The 18,456-nt window shown below is 41.8% G+C and carries 14 protein-coding genes; 2 read left to right on the top strand and 12 right to left on the bottom strand.

Annotated features, from left to right (window positions below; genetic code table 11):
• On the top strand, positions 1 to 1,806 hold the full coding sequence (locus tag UQ64_RS29440; RefSeq protein ID WP_245238304.1) for an ABC transporter ATP-binding protein: 1,806 nt from the start codon (positions 1 to 3) through the stop codon (positions 1,804 to 1,806).
• The gene (locus UQ64_RS29435; protein ID WP_060626979.1) at positions 1,793 to 3,568 is read left to right on the top strand and encodes an ABC transporter ATP-binding protein; all 1,776 of its coding nucleotides are present in this window, start codon (positions 1,793 to 1,795) and stop codon (positions 3,566 to 3,568) included. Before UQ64_RS29440 ends, UQ64_RS29435 begins: the two co-directional genes overlap by 14 nt.
• 82 nt (positions 3,569 to 3,650) lie before the next feature.
• Here the strand turns inward: UQ64_RS29435 and UQ64_RS29430 are convergent, their stop codons facing one another.
• The 12 genes from UQ64_RS29430 to UQ64_RS29370 all read right to left on the bottom strand — a co-directional run bounded on the left by UQ64_RS29430 (position 3,651) and on the right by UQ64_RS29370 (position 18,435).
• Positions 3,651 to 7,016 (bottom strand): HEAT repeat domain-containing protein, encoded by a 3,366-nt coding sequence (locus UQ64_RS29430; RefSeq protein WP_060626978.1) that lies wholly within the window; start codon positions 7,014 to 7,016, stop codon positions 3,651 to 3,653.
• A gap of 174 nt (positions 7,017 to 7,190) precedes the next feature.
• Positions 7,191 to 7,943, bottom strand: a complete 753-nt coding sequence (gene yaaA, locus UQ64_RS29425) for a peroxide stress protein YaaA (RefSeq protein WP_060626977.1) — start codon at positions 7,941 to 7,943, stop codon at positions 7,191 to 7,193.
• 407 nt (positions 7,944 to 8,350) lie between these two features.
• Positions 8,351 to 9,223 (bottom strand): aminoglycoside phosphotransferase family protein, encoded by an 873-nt coding sequence (locus tag UQ64_RS29415; RefSeq protein ID WP_156417720.1) that lies wholly within the window; start codon positions 9,221 to 9,223, stop codon positions 8,351 to 8,353.
• Between the two features lie 25 nt (positions 9,224 to 9,248).
• Complete coding sequence (locus UQ64_RS29410) at positions 9,249 to 9,635, bottom strand: VOC family protein (RefSeq protein WP_060626975.1); 387 nt, start codon at positions 9,633 to 9,635, stop codon at positions 9,249 to 9,251.
• Between the two features lie 147 nt (positions 9,636 to 9,782).
• Entirely contained in the window at positions 9,783 to 10,076 is a 294-nt protein-coding gene (locus UQ64_RS29405; protein WP_060626974.1) for a hypothetical protein, read from the bottom strand.
• A gap of 290 nt (positions 10,077 to 10,366) precedes the next feature.
• A complete protein-coding gene (locus tag UQ64_RS29400; protein WP_060626973.1) occupies positions 10,367 to 11,644 on the bottom strand; it encodes a sensor histidine kinase in 1,278 nt (425 codons plus the stop codon).
• Positions 11,641 to 12,369 carry a LytR/AlgR family response regulator transcription factor gene (locus UQ64_RS29395; RefSeq protein WP_060626972.1) on the bottom strand — a complete coding sequence of 243 codons (729 nt, stop codon included), beginning with the start codon at positions 12,367 to 12,369 and terminating at the stop codon, positions 11,641 to 11,643. Before UQ64_RS29395 ends, UQ64_RS29400 begins: the two co-directional genes overlap by 4 nt.
• Before the next feature lie 130 nt (positions 12,370 to 12,499).
• A complete protein-coding gene (locus tag UQ64_RS29390; RefSeq protein ID WP_060626971.1) occupies positions 12,500 to 13,405 on the bottom strand; it encodes a GNAT family N-acetyltransferase in 906 nt (301 codons plus the stop codon).
• 203 nt (positions 13,406 to 13,608) lie between these two features.
• A complete protein-coding gene (locus UQ64_RS29385; protein ID WP_245238310.1) occupies positions 13,609 to 13,791 on the bottom strand; it encodes a 1,3-beta-galactosyl-N-acetylhexosamine phosphorylase C-terminal domain-containing protein in 183 nt (60 codons plus the stop codon).
• A gap of 43 nt (positions 13,792 to 13,834) precedes the next feature.
• A complete protein-coding gene (locus tag UQ64_RS29380; protein WP_060626969.1) occupies positions 13,835 to 14,557 on the bottom strand; it encodes an MBL fold metallo-hydrolase in 723 nt (240 codons plus the stop codon).
• A gap of 229 nt (positions 14,558 to 14,786) precedes the next feature.
• Positions 14,787 to 16,718, bottom strand: a complete 1,932-nt coding sequence (locus UQ64_RS29375; RefSeq protein ID WP_060626968.1) for a hypothetical protein — start codon at positions 16,716 to 16,718, stop codon at positions 14,787 to 14,789.
• A 550-nt stretch (positions 16,719 to 17,268) separates the two neighbouring features.
• Complete coding sequence (locus UQ64_RS29370; protein WP_060626967.1) at positions 17,269 to 18,435, bottom strand: DUF4317 domain-containing protein; 1,167 nt, start codon at positions 18,433 to 18,435, stop codon at positions 17,269 to 17,271.
• Positions 18,436 to 18,456 lie beyond the last annotated feature (21 nt).

Below are 18,456 nucleotides of genomic sequence, written 5' to 3'. Positions count from 1 at the left end.
GTGAAAGAACAAACAGAAACAGGTGATCAAATGTTCGAACTGAAATGGCTATGGCAGAACTTAGAGGGCAACCGAACACGGTATATTCTGGCGCTCTGCCTCTCGGTAGTGGGCTCAAGTCTTACGATTGTGAACCCGTACATCAGTCAGCGCATTGTCGATACGTTTATAGCGGGTGACAGTGCCCTGCAGAATCTTACACAAGAACGGCAATTATTGATTATGCTCTGCCTAGGCATGATTGGATTTTCTCTACTGCGCACGGGACTTGCTTATTTTACAACCATGCAGTATGAACAGTCCTCGCAAAACATGATGTACAACATCCGTATTTTTTTGTACAACAAGATTCAGGGACAGGACAGAGAATATTACGACCGTAACCGAACCGGGGATCTCATGACCAAGATGACCGGGGATCTGGACATGGTTCGGCACTCGATGGCATGGATTTTCAAAACGATCATTGAATCGCTAACGATCTTCATTGCTGCTGTTATCTATTTTTTCACCATAGATGCTCAGCTAACGCTGTGGATGCTAATCCTGTCACCGCCCATTTTTATCGTGGCTTACATATTCGCTAAACGCGTCCGTCCTATGTATATTGACCTGCGTGAGCGGCTGTCCCAGCTTAACACGACTACTCAGGAGAATATTTCAGGCAACCGTGTGGTTAAGGCTTTTGCCCGCGAAGAGTTCGAGGTTCAAAAATTTACGGAGAAGAATGTCAATTACTCTACAGCGAACAAAAAGGCCGCCCTTGTATGGCTTGATTACTTTCCTTTTCTGGAATCCTTCGCTCAGGGCTTCAACGTCATTCTAATGCTGGCAGGTGGTTTGTTCCTGATGAACGGCCGGATCACCTTCGGTGAATTTACAGCTTTCTCTTCACTAATCTGGGCTATATCCAACCCTATGCGCAACATTGGTATTATTATCAACGACATTCAGCGCTTTTTTGCGAGCTTGTCCAAAATCATTGATATCTATTACGCAAAGCCTAATATCGTAAACGAGCATACGTCTACTAACAAACGCCGTTACGAAGGCCGTATTGAGTTCGATCATGTCCGCTTCAAATATGACAGCGCTATCGTACTTGACGATGTTAGCTTTACCGTTGAACCTGGTGAGACCATAGCAATCATGGGCTCAACCGGATCAGGCAAAACAACAATCATCAACCTGATTCCTCGCTTCTATGACGTAGCCGAAGGACGTGTACTCGTCGACGGCGTCGATGTCCGAAAGCTCGAGCTCGATGAGCTGCGCGATAATATCGGCATGGCGACCCAAGATGTGCTCTTGTTCTCTGATACTATCGATGGAAACATCGCCTATGGTGATCCTGATCTTCCGGAAGAAGATGCGATAAGCTTTGCCGAGCTCGCAGCCGCACACGACTTCATTACCAAAATGCCTGAAGGTTATGATACCGTTGTCGGAGAACGAGGAGTCGGCTTATCCGGAGGTCAAAAACAGCGTATCGCTTTAGCACGTGCCTTGGCAGTTCGCCGTCCGATCCTGATTCTGGATGATACGACCTCTGCTGTCGATCTTGAGACGGAGGAGCATATTCAGAAAAGTCTACGCGAGCTGGATTATCCTTGCACGAAGATTATTATCGCGCAGCGTGTATCTACGACCGCGCAGGCTGACCGTATTCTCATTCTGGATAACGGGAAGCTGGTTGAGGAAGGCACCCACGCCGAACTGCTAGCGAAAAGGGGCTACTACTACGATGTGTTTAAACTGCAGAACGAGGGTATTGGAAGGCAGGTGACCGCAAGTGGCAAGGAATAAATTCGACGTCGATGAGAATCTGGAATCGCCGTTTAATATAAGACACTTCCGGCGTGCGATGGTATACATCAAACGAAAGAAAACGCCAATGATTGTTGCATTTATACTCAGTGCACTTTCTGCGGCCATTTCACTATCAGCTCCACTGATCATGCAGCATGTGATCGACGTGACCATTCCGGCAAAAGCGAAGCTTGCGCTGCTGGGCTGGGCTGGTCTGATGCTTCTGACCATTGTGGTCAGCGTTTATCTCGCTACCATACGTTCACGTATCATGACGAGTGTTGGGCAGGATATTATTTTTGACATCCGTACAGATTTGTTTAAGCATCTGCAAGAGTTGCCCTTCAAGTATTATGACGACCGTCCGCAGGGCAAGATTCTCATCCGGGTCGTAAACTACGTTAACGCCGTTTCAGATGTGTTATCCAATGGTATTATCAACTTTATTCTAGAAATCGTGAATTTGCTCTTTATCGCAGCCTTCATGTTCGCTGTTGACGTACGTCTATCATTTGTCATCCTTGCAGGGCTGCCAGTATTCTTTGTCATCATGATGCTGATCAAAACCCGGCAACGCCGGGCTTGGCAAGCAGTGTCCAACAAAAGCTCCAACCTGAACGCCTATTTGCAAGAAAGCATCAGCGGTATTGGTGTGACGCAAATGTTCTCCCGGGAACAACGTAACGAAGGAATCTTCACACGTCTCGCGGGTAATTTCCGTACAGAATGGATGAAGGCTCAACGTTACAACTTACTTATTCCGTTCTCCGTAGACAACTTGTCTACGATCGTTACATCATTGATTTTCCTTGTTGGCCTACTAACACTCAGTCCTCAAGACATGACCCTCGGTGTCATTCTGGCGATGAGCAGCTACGCTGCCCGCTTCTGGCAGCCGATTCTGAACCTTTCGAACCTGTACAATAACTTCATCAATGCCGTTGCCTATCTTGAGCGTATCTTCGAGACGCTGGATGAACCCGTTACCGTCAGTGATATTCCGGATGCGAAGACACTGAGACCTGTAGAGGGCCATGTCACTTTCGACGATGTGACCTTTGCCTATGACCCGGGACTCAATATTCTGGAGAATATCTCCTTCAAGATTAAAGCGGGAGAAAGCATCGCGCTGGTGGGACCAACAGGTGCAGGCAAAACTACGGTCGTCAATCTGATCTCGCGCTTCTATAATATTTCAAGCGGTAAGATTCTTATCGACGATCAGGATATCTCGCAGGTTACGCTGAAGTCCCTGCGCAGCCAGATGGGAATTATGCTACAGGACAGCTTCATCTTCTCCGGTACGATCTTGGACAATATTCGTTACGGTAAACTCGATGCCACCGAGGAAGAAGTGATCGCTGCGGCGAAAGCTGTTTGCGCCGACGAATTCATCCGTGAATTCGATCAAGGCTATCTGACAGAGGTCAACGAGCGTGGCTCCAAGCTATCTCAGGGACAGCGGCAGCTCATTTCGTTCGCAAGAACGCTTTTGGCAGACCCTAGAATTCTCATACTGGATGAAGCCACTTCTTCGATCGATGCGAAGACTGAGCGTTTGCTGCAAAAAGGTCTGAATGAGCTCCTTAAAGGACGTACCTCATTCATTATCGCGCATCGCTTGTCCACCGTAAAAAACTGCGACCGCATTATGTATGTGTCTAACAAAGGCATCGCAGAAAGCGGCTCACATGATGAGCTTATCGCACAAAAGGGGCTTTACCACCGCCTTTATACGGCGCAGAAGATGGAAGCTTAATTAAAAAAGCAACAAAAGAGCTCAGGCCTATTTACAGCCTGAGCTTTTTTGTTACTTTATATTTTTAAAAAAACATCAAAAACTAATCTATCACCGTCCAAATATTTAGCGCAAGTGAGCGAACCGCAATATTCGTGTGATTTCTGTACACCCTCAAACGCTCTGCAGGCTCTGGACTCCAGAGTAGAGCACTTCCGGCAACTTCAAGTAACGAAAGTCCAATATACTGAGATTCGTAACTACCCTCAGACCCTAGCACATCTACAATTTCCAATAAAGTCTCCGGACTCCAGTAGCCTGTGCTGTCTTTTAAGTTATGCGTGACCTGCTTGTAGGCGTCGCTCAATAGCTGCGGCTGATTTGAAATACAGTTAACCATCCGATTCAGATAGACGGCGGATTCCTGCACGTTATTCCAGTCTATTACTGCTACATACAATTTCATCACAACTTGCTGTAAAGTCTCATCCGATGTTAGACAGTCAATCAGTCCCGTATACAAAGGTTTAAGGTGCATCCGGGTGATTGTTGGCAAAGCGTTCAGCTGGTTGATAAGTTTCAGGAGACGTTGCCGATGAGGCAAATCTCTTCTGGTAGTTGCATTCCATTCATCCCTTATCGCCGCACTAGCTAATTTCTGACAAAGGCCGATTACAACCTCATTGATCTTACCATCGCGGCATGTTTGTATCAGCGTGTTCATAGCAAATTCCCATCTGGTGCTATCTTCCAAATCCGTAATAGCCTGAGCGGTGGCAGCTGCAACAATGCCTTCATTTCCATTGGTCCACCACATCATAGAACTGAAAGCATATTTGCCAACAAACCCATCCGGATGATTTCCGATTTCAATGATTAGTCCTAAATAGCGAAGTCTATAATCTTGCGGAAGATCATTAGGCTGTTGGGATAATAAGCTTCTTGCGATATCACTTTCTGATGAAGCGGCCATTGCACTTAAAATCTCCCAAGCGCGTTCATCATCTAAAAGCTGTTTCGCAGCATGCCCTATGGCAATGATTACATCCTTGTGTGCATTTGGTTTTTCAAACTCATTCATCAATAGTGGAATGCTGTCCCTGCTTCTATAAGCACCCAGTAAGCGGATAGCCTCTTTTCTAACAGTGATCTTCAGCTTATCCCGATTTAGCAGCTCTTTCAGCATGGAAACCAGCAACACCGGATTCACTCTACGGATGCATCTAGGTATTGAGTACATGGCTACACGAGCCCGGTCCCCATCCAGATTCTCCAACAGAACGGGAAGTGCCTTCTCCGGTTCTTCCATGAGTGAAAGGGCATGAAGTGCAGCTTCTACTACAGTTACTTCCTTATCCTGCAGCAGCTCCAATACCTTATCCGAACCAAGATCAGGCATACTTGCCATGATCTTAATAACTCTTGAACGCTCCGAATGGCTGCGCTTAGCATCAAATGCGATTTTTTCTAATAAGGAACTTAATGCTTGCTGCTGGCGCGGTAGCCACCTGTTGAATCCGTCCGTAGCTGGCACAAGATAGATCGTTTTACCTGATAAGAATTTACCTTTAATGGCAGCCCCAGAAATAAAGAGATCAAGCCATTCTTGACGTTTTAGATGCAGATGCTGGAATACTTCATGGATCGTAATATACGATTTATCCAAAGCTAATAGTTCCTTAACCCTGGCATCACGCGTTGTATGAGGCGAAAGCCAATGTCTGACCGCTTGTATGGCTGTAGAATCTGCCTTTGCTCTCGATGCTTCCTTTAACAGATTCTGAAGTTTTACAATGCCGTAACCTCTTTTACCGAATGAGTTAGCCAGGCTAAGCACCAGATTGTAGTCTTCTCTTTTGTTGGCCTGTACAGCTAATGTATAAATCTCGTCGAAGATAATCTCTTCTACTCCTTGGGGTAAATTCTTCTCCAATGACGGAAGTGAAAGCTGCCCATTCTGCTTGGCCAGTTTCTGAATCGTATTTAAAGAGAACTTGAATAGCTCACCCTGCGGATGCAACGCGTTATGCCGGAGAATAGCAAATGCCAGTTGTTGAACAGAAAACTTCGTACCATATGAAGTATCTCGGGCATCAATAACACTATCAACAAGCCCAGTAAGTTCTTGCACATGGGCATCCGTAAATACAGACGCAGGACTTTCTGAAAGCTCTTTAAATACAAAACCTCGAACAGGATCTTGCTCATTTCTAATCCGGCCCAAAAATACCAAAGTCTCATGCATACCCTGTCTCGACAGAACCGTACTTCTGATCAACTGCATAAGCGCCGTGGCGCGTTCGTCTGCACTGGATACCTTAGTTGCTTGTTCAAGCCTATCTCTTGAATGAAGAATAGAGCGGCAAGCGGTATATCTGACTGTTCTATCCTGGTCATCATTGATTTCACGAAGGCCAAGCATCCGGGTGGCTTCCTTGTCACGCAAGGCATGCGGTAATACATATAGTAATCTTTCCGGAAAAATGCGTTCTTGGCGTTTATCTTCTTCATACACGGCATCAAAAATTATTTTGCGGTTGGAAGGTGCTATATTATGAAGCAGCTTCGCTATATGCATAGGGTAATCTGCGAGTAACTTCGCTATCTCAATCCATTGATCCATGGATAAATATTTTTTTCTTTTTAGAACCCCTTCAGGTACACCATAAGAAATCAGATCGCTCCGCGACTCCGTTCGAGTCAGCAGCTGATACACCTTATTCGGATTTAGGCGTACAAGCGTGCCAAGTTGTTCTTTTATCGCAGGATGTATAACACCCTCGGGTCCATGATTCATCGCACACGCAAGCACCAGATCCGCCTTCAGATTGCATAGGATCTCCATAGCTGATGAGAACCTCCACCAGACATACCTCTTTTCCCTGGGTGGTGTGCTTTCTAGCGTTGTTTCAAAGTATTCCGCTACTACGTCAAGATGCCTGCTGGCTAGTTTCTTCCAGTCTTTTATAGCATATCCGATATCAACAAGCCATTTACTAACCGTTTCTGAATAACAGGCCTGCAGTACAATAGCTGCCTCTTCTGCTCCCCATCGGTCGTACACTACAGGTAATAAACGTTCCGCCAATTCCTGACGGTTAATATGTGAAATACTGTGCAGTAGCTTGCGGCGACAATCATATGATAAATGGGGGAGCTCACGTTCAATATCAGCATCTGAAGCCACCTTTGCCAAAAGGCCCGCAGCCGTATTTCTGATACTTGCCATGGGATGCCGTTGTGCTGACAGAATTATAGAGGCATCCTGTGTTGCAATGGCACCGATTAAGGCAAGACGTGCTTCATAAACGCCATCCTCCAGCAAGGAGGCTAGTAATTGGGAGTACTGGACAGATTCAAGATGATCACGGCCTAAGATCGCTACTTTTTTGACTCTGTTGGAATAGCCTAGGGAATCCAATTCCTTAAGTAAGCTCTGTTTGTCTAATGGATCTCTTTTGAAAATCATAATTCCTCCTCGTTAACCTGTTCTTATTCCATCCGAACTTTATTCTCTATACCGCAATCTTTCCCCTTTAATAATCCTAAAATTTAACATCTCGTTCGTTGACCAAAAAATAAAGGTAACCCTGAAGCTGGTCGTTCAACCGTCTTCAAGATTACCCATAATATACTACTTACTCTATTCATACTTTTTTTGTATAAACACATACGTACTCTCATCCGACAGCTCATCAGCAAAGCTGAAATCAAATCCGTCGAAGCCTTTGATATCCTCCACACAGCTGATTTGCCGCTCAGCCATGAAGCGTACCATTTCACCTCTGGCCATCTTGACCAGGGTTGCTCTCTCCACTACCTTACCACCAATCTCCTGCCCGAATACACAACTAACCATTCGAACGTTCCCGCCAACATACGGGGAGATGCACTTGCTGTATTCCTTAGAGGCCAGATTTAGAATGATGTCACTCTCCGAAAATAGCTGATCCGCCAGCTTCCTGTTCCAGAACTCGTAGATAGACTTGAAACCAGGTCTGCTAAGCTTAGCCTGCATCTCCAGCCTGTACGGAACAACGCCGTCAAATGGCCGGACGATTCCATAGAACCCGGACAATATCCTTAAATGCTGCTGAAGATATTCCAGCTCCTCCATTTGAAGTACCCCAGGTGCCATGTACTGGTACTGGATACCCTCATAGGAAAAGATAGCCGGTGTAAGATTCCGTGTTACATCCATATCCCGAATCCGTTCCACATTCAGCGTGGCGATGGCATCATTGCATTTCCATAGCGATTTGGCTTCTTCATAATTCAACTTTTGTAAGAAGGCCAGAAGAGTCTGCGACTCGTTTATAAATTGCGGCATCTGGCGGCAATCCAAGAAATCCGTATCCATCTTCATCTTCTTGGCAGGCGATATAATGATTCTCATGTTGCTCCCTTTTCTCTTTTCTTACCCCCGCGGGGAATTTAAATGTAACCTTATCCTATCATACTTAATCTTCGTAGGCTTGGGGCAAGTTCATGAAATTTGTTCACTCTCGCCCACTTTGCCCGATAACTCCTCCATCCGCACCTTGGCTGCCGTTTCTTCTTGTTCAGCAGCGGATACACCGGGTAATTATACCAGGACTCGATCTCCCACAAAAGGTAGAATCGGATAAAGCCTAGCACGTAGCTCAAATCCCTCTTAAATAGATCCGTAGCAGCGTTAGTGTAGCCAAACTGAAAATCATATGAACGTCCGATGTGTTGAAATCTCGCAGCGAACAAACGTAAATAGACCGCCTCCCTCGCAAAGGGTTGCGGTCTGTAATGTAATTCTTTTTAAGATGAAGTTCATTTAAACCCTTGGAAATCCGAATCTTTCAGGAAGCGATTACTTCCTAGTATGCTCTTTACCCTCTTCGTTACATTAGGCCCTTTAGGTGTACTGCCTCGTCTATTCAGCAAGATCCATCTAAGACAAGCCCAAGCTTCAAAGACCTCAAGCTCTTCCTGCTCCATAAAATTATCCAATAGATAAGCAGAACGGAACATATCAGCGTAACGCTCGGAGATGTGGATTTTCAGCAGAATTAATGACCATGCAAAATCATATCTAGGGTCTCCCAACTGGCCGTTCGTCCAATCGATGACGGTAAATCGCTGTTGTTCTTCTACTATATTTCCTAAATGAAAATCTCCATGAATGATACGATCCTGTTTGATTGGAGTTTGCTCCACTAGAGAAATTACAGCTTGATTAAGGTCTGCGTGCTCTCTTGCTTCTGGAAAAAAGTAATCGATGAAATCGTACTTAGGTAGTTGTATATGTTCAAGCTCAGCGATATCTATTTGATGAATTCTGGCTAAAATGCTCGCGAGCTCCTTCATTGTCTTAACATTCACTTTATGAATTGGCGTTCCGTCAAAGCTTGTTAACAACACCTTATCCCCGTCCGGATTGATCCCCCAGCCCACTGGTTCAGAGACGGCAACTCCTCGTTCAGACAGGGCCTCCAATAAACGATATTGAAACTGAACATCTGGTTTGGAGCTTTTACTCCATGTTTTCAGGACATAGCTTTCCTGATCTAAACTGATCCTTAGAACCTCAGCTTCAAAGCCATCATCCATCGGATGCGTGGTTAAGCTGGCTTCTTGATAGAGTAGCTCATTCATGAGTTCATGGTGTTCCAGCCAGTTTACGTTAGTTATAAGGGTTCTCAAAAGTGTCCCACCTTCCGCTCGGTTGTTAATCTTCCGGAATGCCCGCTACGATCTCAAGCAGATTGCCCTCGGGGTCAGCCACAACAGCTTCACGCAACCCATAGGGCTGCGAGATAGGTTCTTTTATAGAAGTAGCACCTGCCTTTACCAGTCGCTCAAATTCCTTGTCGACCTCTTCAGGTGAGGGAACGCCAAAAGAAACTTCCATTGTCCCATTTAACTCATTAGGATAACCTAGCCCTGAAATACTCAGCGCATCCCGCTGACACAAATTAAAAAACACACCACTCTTTAGCTGGACACCGGTAAATACGCCACCATCCCATTCTATAGCCATATTCATGACGTCCCGATAGAATGTAACCATCTTTTCCATATCTTTTACAAAAAAAGTGATCGCACCGATTTCCATGGAATCCACCTACTCTTCTAAATTATTCCTTTTCTGATCGTAGACATAGTAACATAGAGGGTAAAATATTGAAATGAACTATAACAATAATAAAAAGCTCTGTAGAAACTCTACAGAGCACTGTCAGCTTGAATCTAACTTCTATACCTATGTCACTGAATAAAATGCTAATCCGATACTTGAAAAGATAAGCAACAGTATGGTAATAAAAACCGCAGATCCTATATACTTATTCTTTCTAGGCTTACCCGTAATTGATATTCCTCTTTTTCCAATAAGAGAATATAAAATGAATCCCAATATGGGAGTGGTCGCAATCATTAAGAATACCCAAATCCAAGGATTTATCCCTCGATACAAACAATCGTTGTAAAGCCATAGACATGATAGCGTTATAGTCAATAAAGCAAATACAACCACTAATACAACTAATGGAATCATAACGTTCTCCCTCCTTTCCTATTTGATTTAGAATTCACATGTCCCAAAAAAGAAATGGATACAGTTTGCATAATGAAAGCCCGCGCAATGGCGACTCTTTGCTCCCCCCTATTTCACTTTTCTTTTGTACTTTGAAATATTCATGCCCTTGATAACCTACATTGAAATCATAAACCAATATTTTTTTGTTTTTTGGTGCTCGTTGTAATCCGCACAATACTCGTTGTAATTTGCAAAATAAAAAGGCGATTTCTCATTCAATTTTTGAATGGAAAGTCGCCCTTTTTATTTTATGGAATTGGTAAGACCACGATTGAACTAAAATAGCCCTCATCGTACGAAAAATCTGAGTATCCTTTTAACTTTTTGACTCGTTCATTGATACTACTGATTCCAATGCCGTACCTATTTTTTCCCTTTTCAGAAATTAGTCGCCCATAGGAAAAGTCCATATTCACATGATTCGATGAGTTTACAATGATTATGAATAATTTATCCTCACTAAACTTTATGTTGATTGTAATTTCCTTTTTTATTTCTTCTGTTAATCTAAGTACTGCTTCTACTGCATTATCTAAAAGATTCCCTAAAATGGCCGCTAGATCAATGGTATGTTCTATAAATAAGTCCTGAGGAACTTGGAGGTCTAAAGTGCATTCTATATTATACTTCTTTGTTTGTTCTAGCTTACTATTAAGAATGGCATCGATGGGTATACACCCGGTTAATAATCTATATGAGAATACATTGGTTTTCAATAACTCCTGTAGCTCCTCTTTTACCTCGTCTGTTTTTTTCCTCTCCAATCCATAGGCTATATTTAATAAAATATTTTTCAAATCATGTTTTAGCTTAGACATTTCCCTTTGGTTCTCTAAGCTTTCTTCATAATATTTATTTTGTGTTTCCATTATGGAGTACTTATGTATAAGAAAATTCTTCCCTTCTAAACTGTTGTAAATCAGCATGATGCAAACATTCACAATTAACAAAAAAATACATGGAACGAATTGATTAATATCTTTATATTGGAAAATCCAATAAATACTCAATAAGGATAGACAGGGCACAATGCTTAATAACAAACATTCCTTATTACTTAATCCTACCTCATTATCAGATCTAAAATAGAGTAACAACTTTGCCGACAACATCACAATTAACAACGATAAAAAGTTTGCACTAAAATATACAACTAGCATAATAAATAACTGGCCTTCAAATTTTTGATCATAATTATATGTAATAATAGACAACGCCAAGTCTGCAAGTGTAGTGATCAGCGTAAAAAAGATAATGTGGTAGATCCTTTGAGCCATTGATCCGTAGAACGAATACAGTATACAGATACTCAAAAGAACAACAAATAAAAACAACTTAACCATAGAGTTTGTATCACTAGACAATAATTTTATTACTCCCATAGCGAGAAATGTTAAGGAATAAAATTTATACTTTGAAATTCTGAGGTTAAGGAATCCATTGAAATAAATAGAAATAGATGTTACCTGAACTAGCGTATAGAGAATAGCTAGCACCGCAATGCTCATAACCTCAAAATTTCTCAAAAGCCAATCCTCCTTTTTATGAAGTTGTTATAAGCATCTTTAACTACCTTTCTCTGACCTCTACTAATTGCGAAATTTTCTTTATTGGTGAGAATAATATCAGTTCCCGAAACAATATGTACATAATTCAGATTTAAAATGGTGCCTTGATTTACTTTTATAAAGGACAAGGGATCAAGCATTTCTTCAATCTCTTTTATCGTGCCATAAAAGGAAAACTCGTCAGCAACGGTTACAACATGTATAATCCTACCTTTCTCAGATGAAATGGATAGAATCGTCTCACTTTTGATTTGATAGTTAAGATTTTGAGTTTTGAAGAATAGATACTGGTTATTCCTTCTAACCTCATCAATGGCGTGAAGTAAAACTTTACTTATTTGCTCTTCTTTTATAGGTTTTAGTATGTATCGAAAAGGCGAAACTTCAAAGCTTTCCATGGTGTAATTATCGTAGCTGGTAACATAAATAATAATCATATTTTTGTCTATTTTTCTAATTTCCCTAGCGACCTCGATACCATTTAATATCCCCATTTCAATATCTAAGAATAATATTTGATACTCCTCGTTTCTAGCTTTTAAAGCCTTCAACAATGATTTTCCAGATTCATAAATGTCTATATCTAGCTCTATGTTTTGATACAAACCTGCACTATCCATAATAATCTTCTCTAACTTGGAACTATGCAATTGCTCGTCATCACAAATACAGATTCTAATCATTCCTCTAAACTCCCTTTTTAAATAAACACATTATTTTGAAAATAATACCTTATTAGTAATAATTCAATAAAGAAGATCAGTTGTCCTTGTAAATAAAAAAAGACGACCGAAGTCGTCTAGTAAATGCTTATTAATCGATTTCATAGCCAACAGTAAATCTAGAACCGCACAACTCATAGCCGATCTGAGTATATAGCCTAATAGCTTTCTTATTATCTCCATGCGTGCCCAAGGTGGCGATTGGTTTGCCCTGTTTCTTTAAATAGTCCAGTGCAGTGCAGATGATGTTACGAGCGACACCATTTTTCTGCCATTCAGGAATGACGAATACATTCTCCGTTGCACTTCTCTCGTCGGTGATTCTCCAGGTTGAGGTGTTGCCAATCAATTGGTCGCCATAAAACGCGCAAAAATTAACGATTTCGGGGGATCCCTGCATCCATCCCAAGTGGTTTAGACTCCACGCCACACCGTCAAAGGAAGCGAGTTCAGCTTGACGATATTGTTCCTGAGCTTCACTATTGTTCAGTGCAGTTGGCTTCACCAGAACACCTTCTGGTAAAGGATACTCAGGAATCTCTCTACTCAGGTCAAATTTAAACACGACAATCGTATCGTAAATCGTAAATCCGCGTGCTAGACAGAAGCTCAGCTCTTCGAGATGATCTGTGTCAAGATATTGAGCCATTATAATACGCTTCTCTTGATACCCAGCTTTAATTTCTCTGGCCCGTCCGATTAATGCTTCAATCAGTGCAGCTTTGATACCTTCATCCTCGGCGTTCTCAGCAAATATGATTTCGTAATTAAGATACCGTTTGAAACTTGTGTCTTCGTCATGCCCAACCGCATGAAAGGTATCATGCTCCATCAAATGAGCAACGGCCAGAACCTCTCCGTCCCCACTCACTGCGCAGAACATATTTCGCTTATCCAGATCGCCATGATACAGATATAGCATTTTTAGAACAAAATCCATGCTTTCAATTTGCTCCGCATCTTCATCCTTCGGATTTCGAATTACAAAGTCCCTCATGAATAAACATCGTCTCCAATCTTTGGTAGTGCTGCAAATGATTTATTAGTTAAATAATGGATGATATAGGCCACGCTCAGCAAGGGAGAGTTTAGTTATAGTCATTGTTGCGAGGGATATTGTGAACATAAGCAACGGCAGGATAGCCACAGCTTGAGCTTTTTGTTCAATCTTACTAGTCACCAATAGTGCTAATCATCGTGTCAAAAGGATCTAATTCCAGGGTTGGCTGTCCATATTCCGTATGAATCATAGTTTTTTTGAAGCTGATCGCTATTGTTAATGACTACGAGGATTTTACTTGCCGGATAATAAGCACACTCTGTATATAAGTTATCCGTAATGTATTTTGTTTCCCTGAACTCATTACCCGCAAAACGAATCAAATTCAGCAGCAATCTTGTATTCTCAAAGCTGAATTGGAACTGTTTACTTCACTTCGCAAAATCTACTTAACACATGAATGATTTGCTCCTTGCTCATAGGGGCGTCGTGCCCTGGGATATACGTAGTGAATGAAAGAGTTGTTAAAAACTCAACGTATTCCTTCATTTTTATGGGATCAATCTTACCTTCTCCATGATAATAATCTCCACTATGTGCATCACCTGCAAATAAAACCTCCGCTTCTTTAACATATACAGCACAAGAGTCTGCTTCATGCGGCCCTCCTACCTTGAGGATTTGGCAAGTGATGCCCCCTAAATCCAACGTTAAAGAATCCTCGAAAATAATCGAACCTGTGCTGACCGAAATCTTATCGAACGTATCATATTCTTTTTTCATACAGTTATAAGCGAATTCTATTTCTTCTTTTGTCTCTAAACGTTTTACAACGGACTCTTCATCCCATTTCCACGCTTTCAATCGCTTTAGTACCTCATTCGTTGCTGAAGATACTACGGTTTCCCCCTCAAAAGCATGCATGCCAAAGGTATGATCCCAATGCCAGTGCGTAATCAAAGCATATTTGGGACGTGGTAGATTGTGATCATCCAAACTCTTTATAAAGGCATCCAAATGCGATTTTGAATTGCCACAATCAATCATAATTGAAAAGTTCTCACCTACAACATATCCCAAAACAGGTCTGTCTGTTTCCCTAACATTTTCTAAGTAATAAATAGATTCATTTATTTTTTTCAGTTCCATAAGATTGTTTTCTCTCCTTTTTTGGATATAAGCTTAAGCTGTGCTCTATAGGGGAAAGGACTACTTATTAATATTGGATGAGGCAAGTCACGGTATGCAAGGGAGAGTTTATTTATAGATATTCTCACCAAGTTCAGCTAACCCAGATCAAAATACAAAAGAGAGTCCCCGTTAGCCACATTTTATAGCTACTGGGAGACTCCCTCACAATTAGGTTTTTGCTATAAGATTATTTAGATTTCTTTACAGTTGTCGATTTAACTTGGAATGCTCCGTTTTTGTAAGCAAGAACAGAGGTTTCTACACCTTTAATTACGGAAGTAGCTTCACCACGAATCGTTTTTGTTGCAACAATTTCATAGACTCCGTTTTTATCTACATCAGAAGCCTTCATAGTATTGTAGAGCGAACGTTTGCCATTCACTTTCACGTACTCGTTAAGAAGGACTTTAACACCACTGTCTTTGAAGGATACTACATAAGCATTAGTGCTGCCGCTGTTACCGCCAGAGTATACAGTGATCATGACATCTTTAGATTTATCTCCGTTGAAATCTCCAACGAAGTTGATCTTTGGTTGGTAACCCGTGAAGCCTTTGATATTACTGTTAATCACTTTTTTAGTTTTACCTTCTAGAACGACGATGTTGATATCTGTTACCAGATCACCATTAGCGGCATCCTTGTTACCAATCAATAAAACGTTATCCGCAACACCATTACCAGTTACATCCACTTGTTGTTTCGCCAGCAAAATCGTTTTTGCTGTTGTTGTAATTCCCTTAAGCTCAAAGCGTTTGCCAACAGTGAAATCACTGGTTGTAGTTGTTGGTGTAGTTGTAGTTGGTGTAGTCGCTGGCTTGCTATCGGATTTTATGGTTTCTGTACCTACAACCTTGAAAGCACCGTCTTTGAAAGTAAACGTTGTTTTTTCTTCACCTAGAACTATAGCTTCAGCGTCACCGCGAACTTTTCTAGTCCCTACCAGATCATATACACCATCTTTATTAAGATCTACTTGCTCTAAAGTGTTGAAAAATGCTGGTTTACCCTCTACAACAGGCTTTACACTCAATAGGGGTTGTACCTTATCACCTGCGAAAGACAATATGTAGGCATCTGTCGTACCGTTGTTACCACCGGAGAATGCTGTAAACATTACATCATTTGCTTTATCCCCGTTAAAATCACCAATCCATTGAATTTCTGGTTTATAGCCATCGAAACCACTGATGTTTGCGTCTTTCAATGTGTTTGTTTTGCCATCCACAACAACCAGGTTGATGTTGCTTACATAACCAAGCTCATCTGCTTTGTCACCGATCAGATAGATTTTATCTTCGACGCCGTCTTTGTTCACATCGTTAACTTGTTTTCTGATAAGAATGGTTTTATCTGTTGTCTTAACCCCTTGCAATGCGAAAGGTTGACCAACAGTCTGTTCACCTAGTGCAGGTTGCTTAAATGGGTCTTCTTTAGTAGTTTCTGATTTGCTAACTTGGAATTCACCGTTTTTGTAAGCGAACCATACTTTTTCATAGCCTGTTACCACTGAAGTAGCTTCGCCATGGAGGATTCTGATTCCAAGAAGTTCGTTCACGCCATCATTTTCCACATCAACCGCTTCTAATGTTCTGAATAATGCCCGTTCGCCTTTCACCTTCAAATCCCCACCCAGAATAATAGAAGGCGTATCATTCTTGAAAGTTACGATTCTAGCATTGGTAGAACCTTGGTTACCACCGGAATACGCAGTAATCATCACATCAAGTGCATGGTCATTATTGAAATCATTCACATAGCTGATTTTCGCGTTCAAACCATCGAAGCCTTTAATCCCTGCGTTTAACACTTTATTTGTTTTTCCGTTTACAACGATAAGATTAATATTGCTGAAGTCAGGAGATTCATTTTTATCACCAATAAGATATAAAGTGTCTTTCACGCCATCCAAATCAAGATCAACCGTTCTTGTTGCTATCAATACTGTCTTGGCGTTCGTCTGAACTCCAGCTAGTGTAAATTTTTGTCCCACTTGATTAGTGGATGGTGCTACTGTTGAACTGGTTGGTGTTGCGGCAGGATTGGCCATTGCTTGGGATGAAAAAGATGCAACTGCTGCTACGCATAATGCAACGGATAATGTTTTCTTTATTTTCATTGTGTTACCTCCGATGTTTTTTTTAAGGTTGGTGTCGAATACAGACTTATTATATTCCTACAAACCTAGGACAGTGTTACGGCAAGGTAACATTATCCTATTGAAATAAAACAATACCTAAATAAAATATCCAAATCAGAGGAACTTCAAGCGCTAAATAATGCCAATTCATTTAAAGGAGAGCGGTTGCGAAATTAACGAGAACGCTTTCATTAGCTATATCACGGGATTTGAACAACCCTACTTTTTTTTAATAGTTTGATAACAATTCTGTAAAATCAATTTGATCTAAGTGAAGTTCAAACCTATGTTGCCTCTATACCCAGATTATATTGTTTCATAGAATAACACCTCGTTCATGCTGATCTAATTAAACTTACCCAAAATTTTATATTTGCATTTATTTTTTCGTGAGTCTAGTACGCACTTCGAAGTAACCATCTTACTTCATTGTGTGTATTTCCTTTTTCCATAGTTAATACCAATACAAAATGGGCTATCCCAAGTCTTGATCAAAGACTTTAAGGATAGCCCGCTATTAAAAAAGAGTCTAAAGCGTCTCTGTTGTAAGTGTGAACCCTTCGATCACGGCATCTTCGTCGACCTCGATCAAGATGCAGCGTCTCCCATGATAATTTACCTGTTTCACATATTTTAAATCCTGTGGGCTGACCGAAATCGTAGCTACCTTTGTTTCGATCTTTATCGATTTTGTAGTGAATTTCGGCATCACGCTGCTTGCCTTCATCTCATAGTGCTTATCGTCTACGATGGTTTCAAACGCACGTTCCACTTTTTCCGTCGTCACGTCTTCAACGCCGCTTACCTTCAGCACGCGTTCCACATCTCTATAATCGAGCTTCGGAGGTTCTTCCTTATCATCGTTGGTTTCGATGACCTGATGGATTTCCTCGTACAGCTGAGCAATGGTGGTCGCGTCAAGTTGTTCACCCGCCACTTCCTTCACGATGTCTTCAAATATAGCTCTCTCTTCCAGTGCCGTCACGGATCTTTCGGCATTCAAGACCTCCCCGATGAAATGGGGATCTGGAAAGTTCGATTTTCCCGTACAATACAAAATGCGGTTCACATCGGAATAATTGTCCGTCACGCTTGGGTAAAAGAAGCCCTGCTCCGGCGTACTTAGCTTGACGATCGGATCTACAATGACATTGTACTTGAATTCCCGCTCCACATAATCAAATAAGAGAGCCTTACGTTGCTTCTCCGTGGAATTCACACTGCATAGAATAAACGGATGTGCGAATAGTTCGTTTTTCTCACTTTCCTCGGCTTCATCGTTTCTATCTTTGGTTGGGCGGTAATATTGTCCGCGAACGAAAGTGATCACCGTATCGCGTTCATAATGAGTATCCGCCATCATTCTGTCCACCAACAGCAGCATCAGGTCCTGCCATTCATCCGGATCCCCAGTCACCAAAGCTTGGTGAAGCATCACCTGCGCTGGCTCCTCCACTTCCGCCTGAAACTTCAACTCGAACAATTTCTGGTCCAGTTCGCCGGTTATGAGTTTTTTGAAATTGCCCATGTACAGCTCCTGCTTCTCTCTGTCCACCATTCCAAACGGCAGGCGCTCCCAATGATAGATCTCGTTGCTTTCCTTCATAATATACACATTGAGAATATCGTAAATATTCATTAAATCGTGATCCAGCTTAAATTGCTTGCGTATATGCGCGACTTCTTTTTTTATCATGATTCGTTAGACAACTCCTAG

It is taken from the genome of Paenibacillus etheri, assembly GCF_001012825.1.
GTDB lineage: Bacteria > Bacillota > Bacilli > Paenibacillales > Paenibacillaceae > Paenibacillus_AQ > Paenibacillus_AQ etheri.
The sequence above is the reverse complement of the archived record's forward strand: the minus strand, read 5'-3'. Positions and strand labels throughout refer to the sequence as shown.

What these genes read in the sequence shown, in the direction of transcription:
- UQ64_RS29390 (WP_060626971.1), bottom strand. Translation starts at nt 13,405, where the DNA reads ATGAGGGACTTTGTAATTCGAAATCCGAAGGATGAAGATGCGGAGCAA.
- UQ64_RS29410 (WP_060626975.1), bottom strand. Translation starts at nt 9,635, where the DNA reads ATGGAAATCGGTGCGATCACTTTTTTTGTAAAAGATATGGAAAAGATG.
- UQ64_RS29395 (WP_060626972.1), bottom strand. Translation starts at nt 12,369, where the DNA reads ATGATTAGAATCTGTATTTGTGATGACGAGCAATTGCATAGTTCCAAG.
- yaaA (WP_060626977.1), bottom strand. Translation starts at nt 7,943, where the DNA reads ATGAGAATCATTATATCGCCTGCCAAGAAGATGAAGATGGATACGGAT.
- UQ64_RS29405 (WP_060626974.1), bottom strand. Translation starts at nt 10,076, where the DNA reads ATGATTCCATTAGTTGTATTAGTGGTTGTATTTGCTTTATTGACTATA.
- UQ64_RS29375 (WP_060626968.1), bottom strand. Translation starts at nt 16,718, where the DNA reads ATGAAAATAAAGAAAACATTATCCGTTGCATTATGCGTAGCAGCAGTT.
- UQ64_RS29430 (WP_060626978.1), bottom strand. Translation starts at nt 7,016, where the DNA reads ATGATTTTCAAAAGAGATCCATTAGACAAACAGAGCTTACTTAAGGAA.
- UQ64_RS29380 (WP_060626969.1), bottom strand. Translation starts at nt 14,557, where the DNA reads ATGGAACTGAAAAAAATAAATGAATCTATTTATTACTTAGAAAATGTT.
- UQ64_RS29370 (WP_060626967.1), bottom strand. Translation starts at nt 18,435, where the DNA reads ATGATAAAAAAAGAAGTCGCGCATATACGCAAGCAATTTAAGCTGGAT.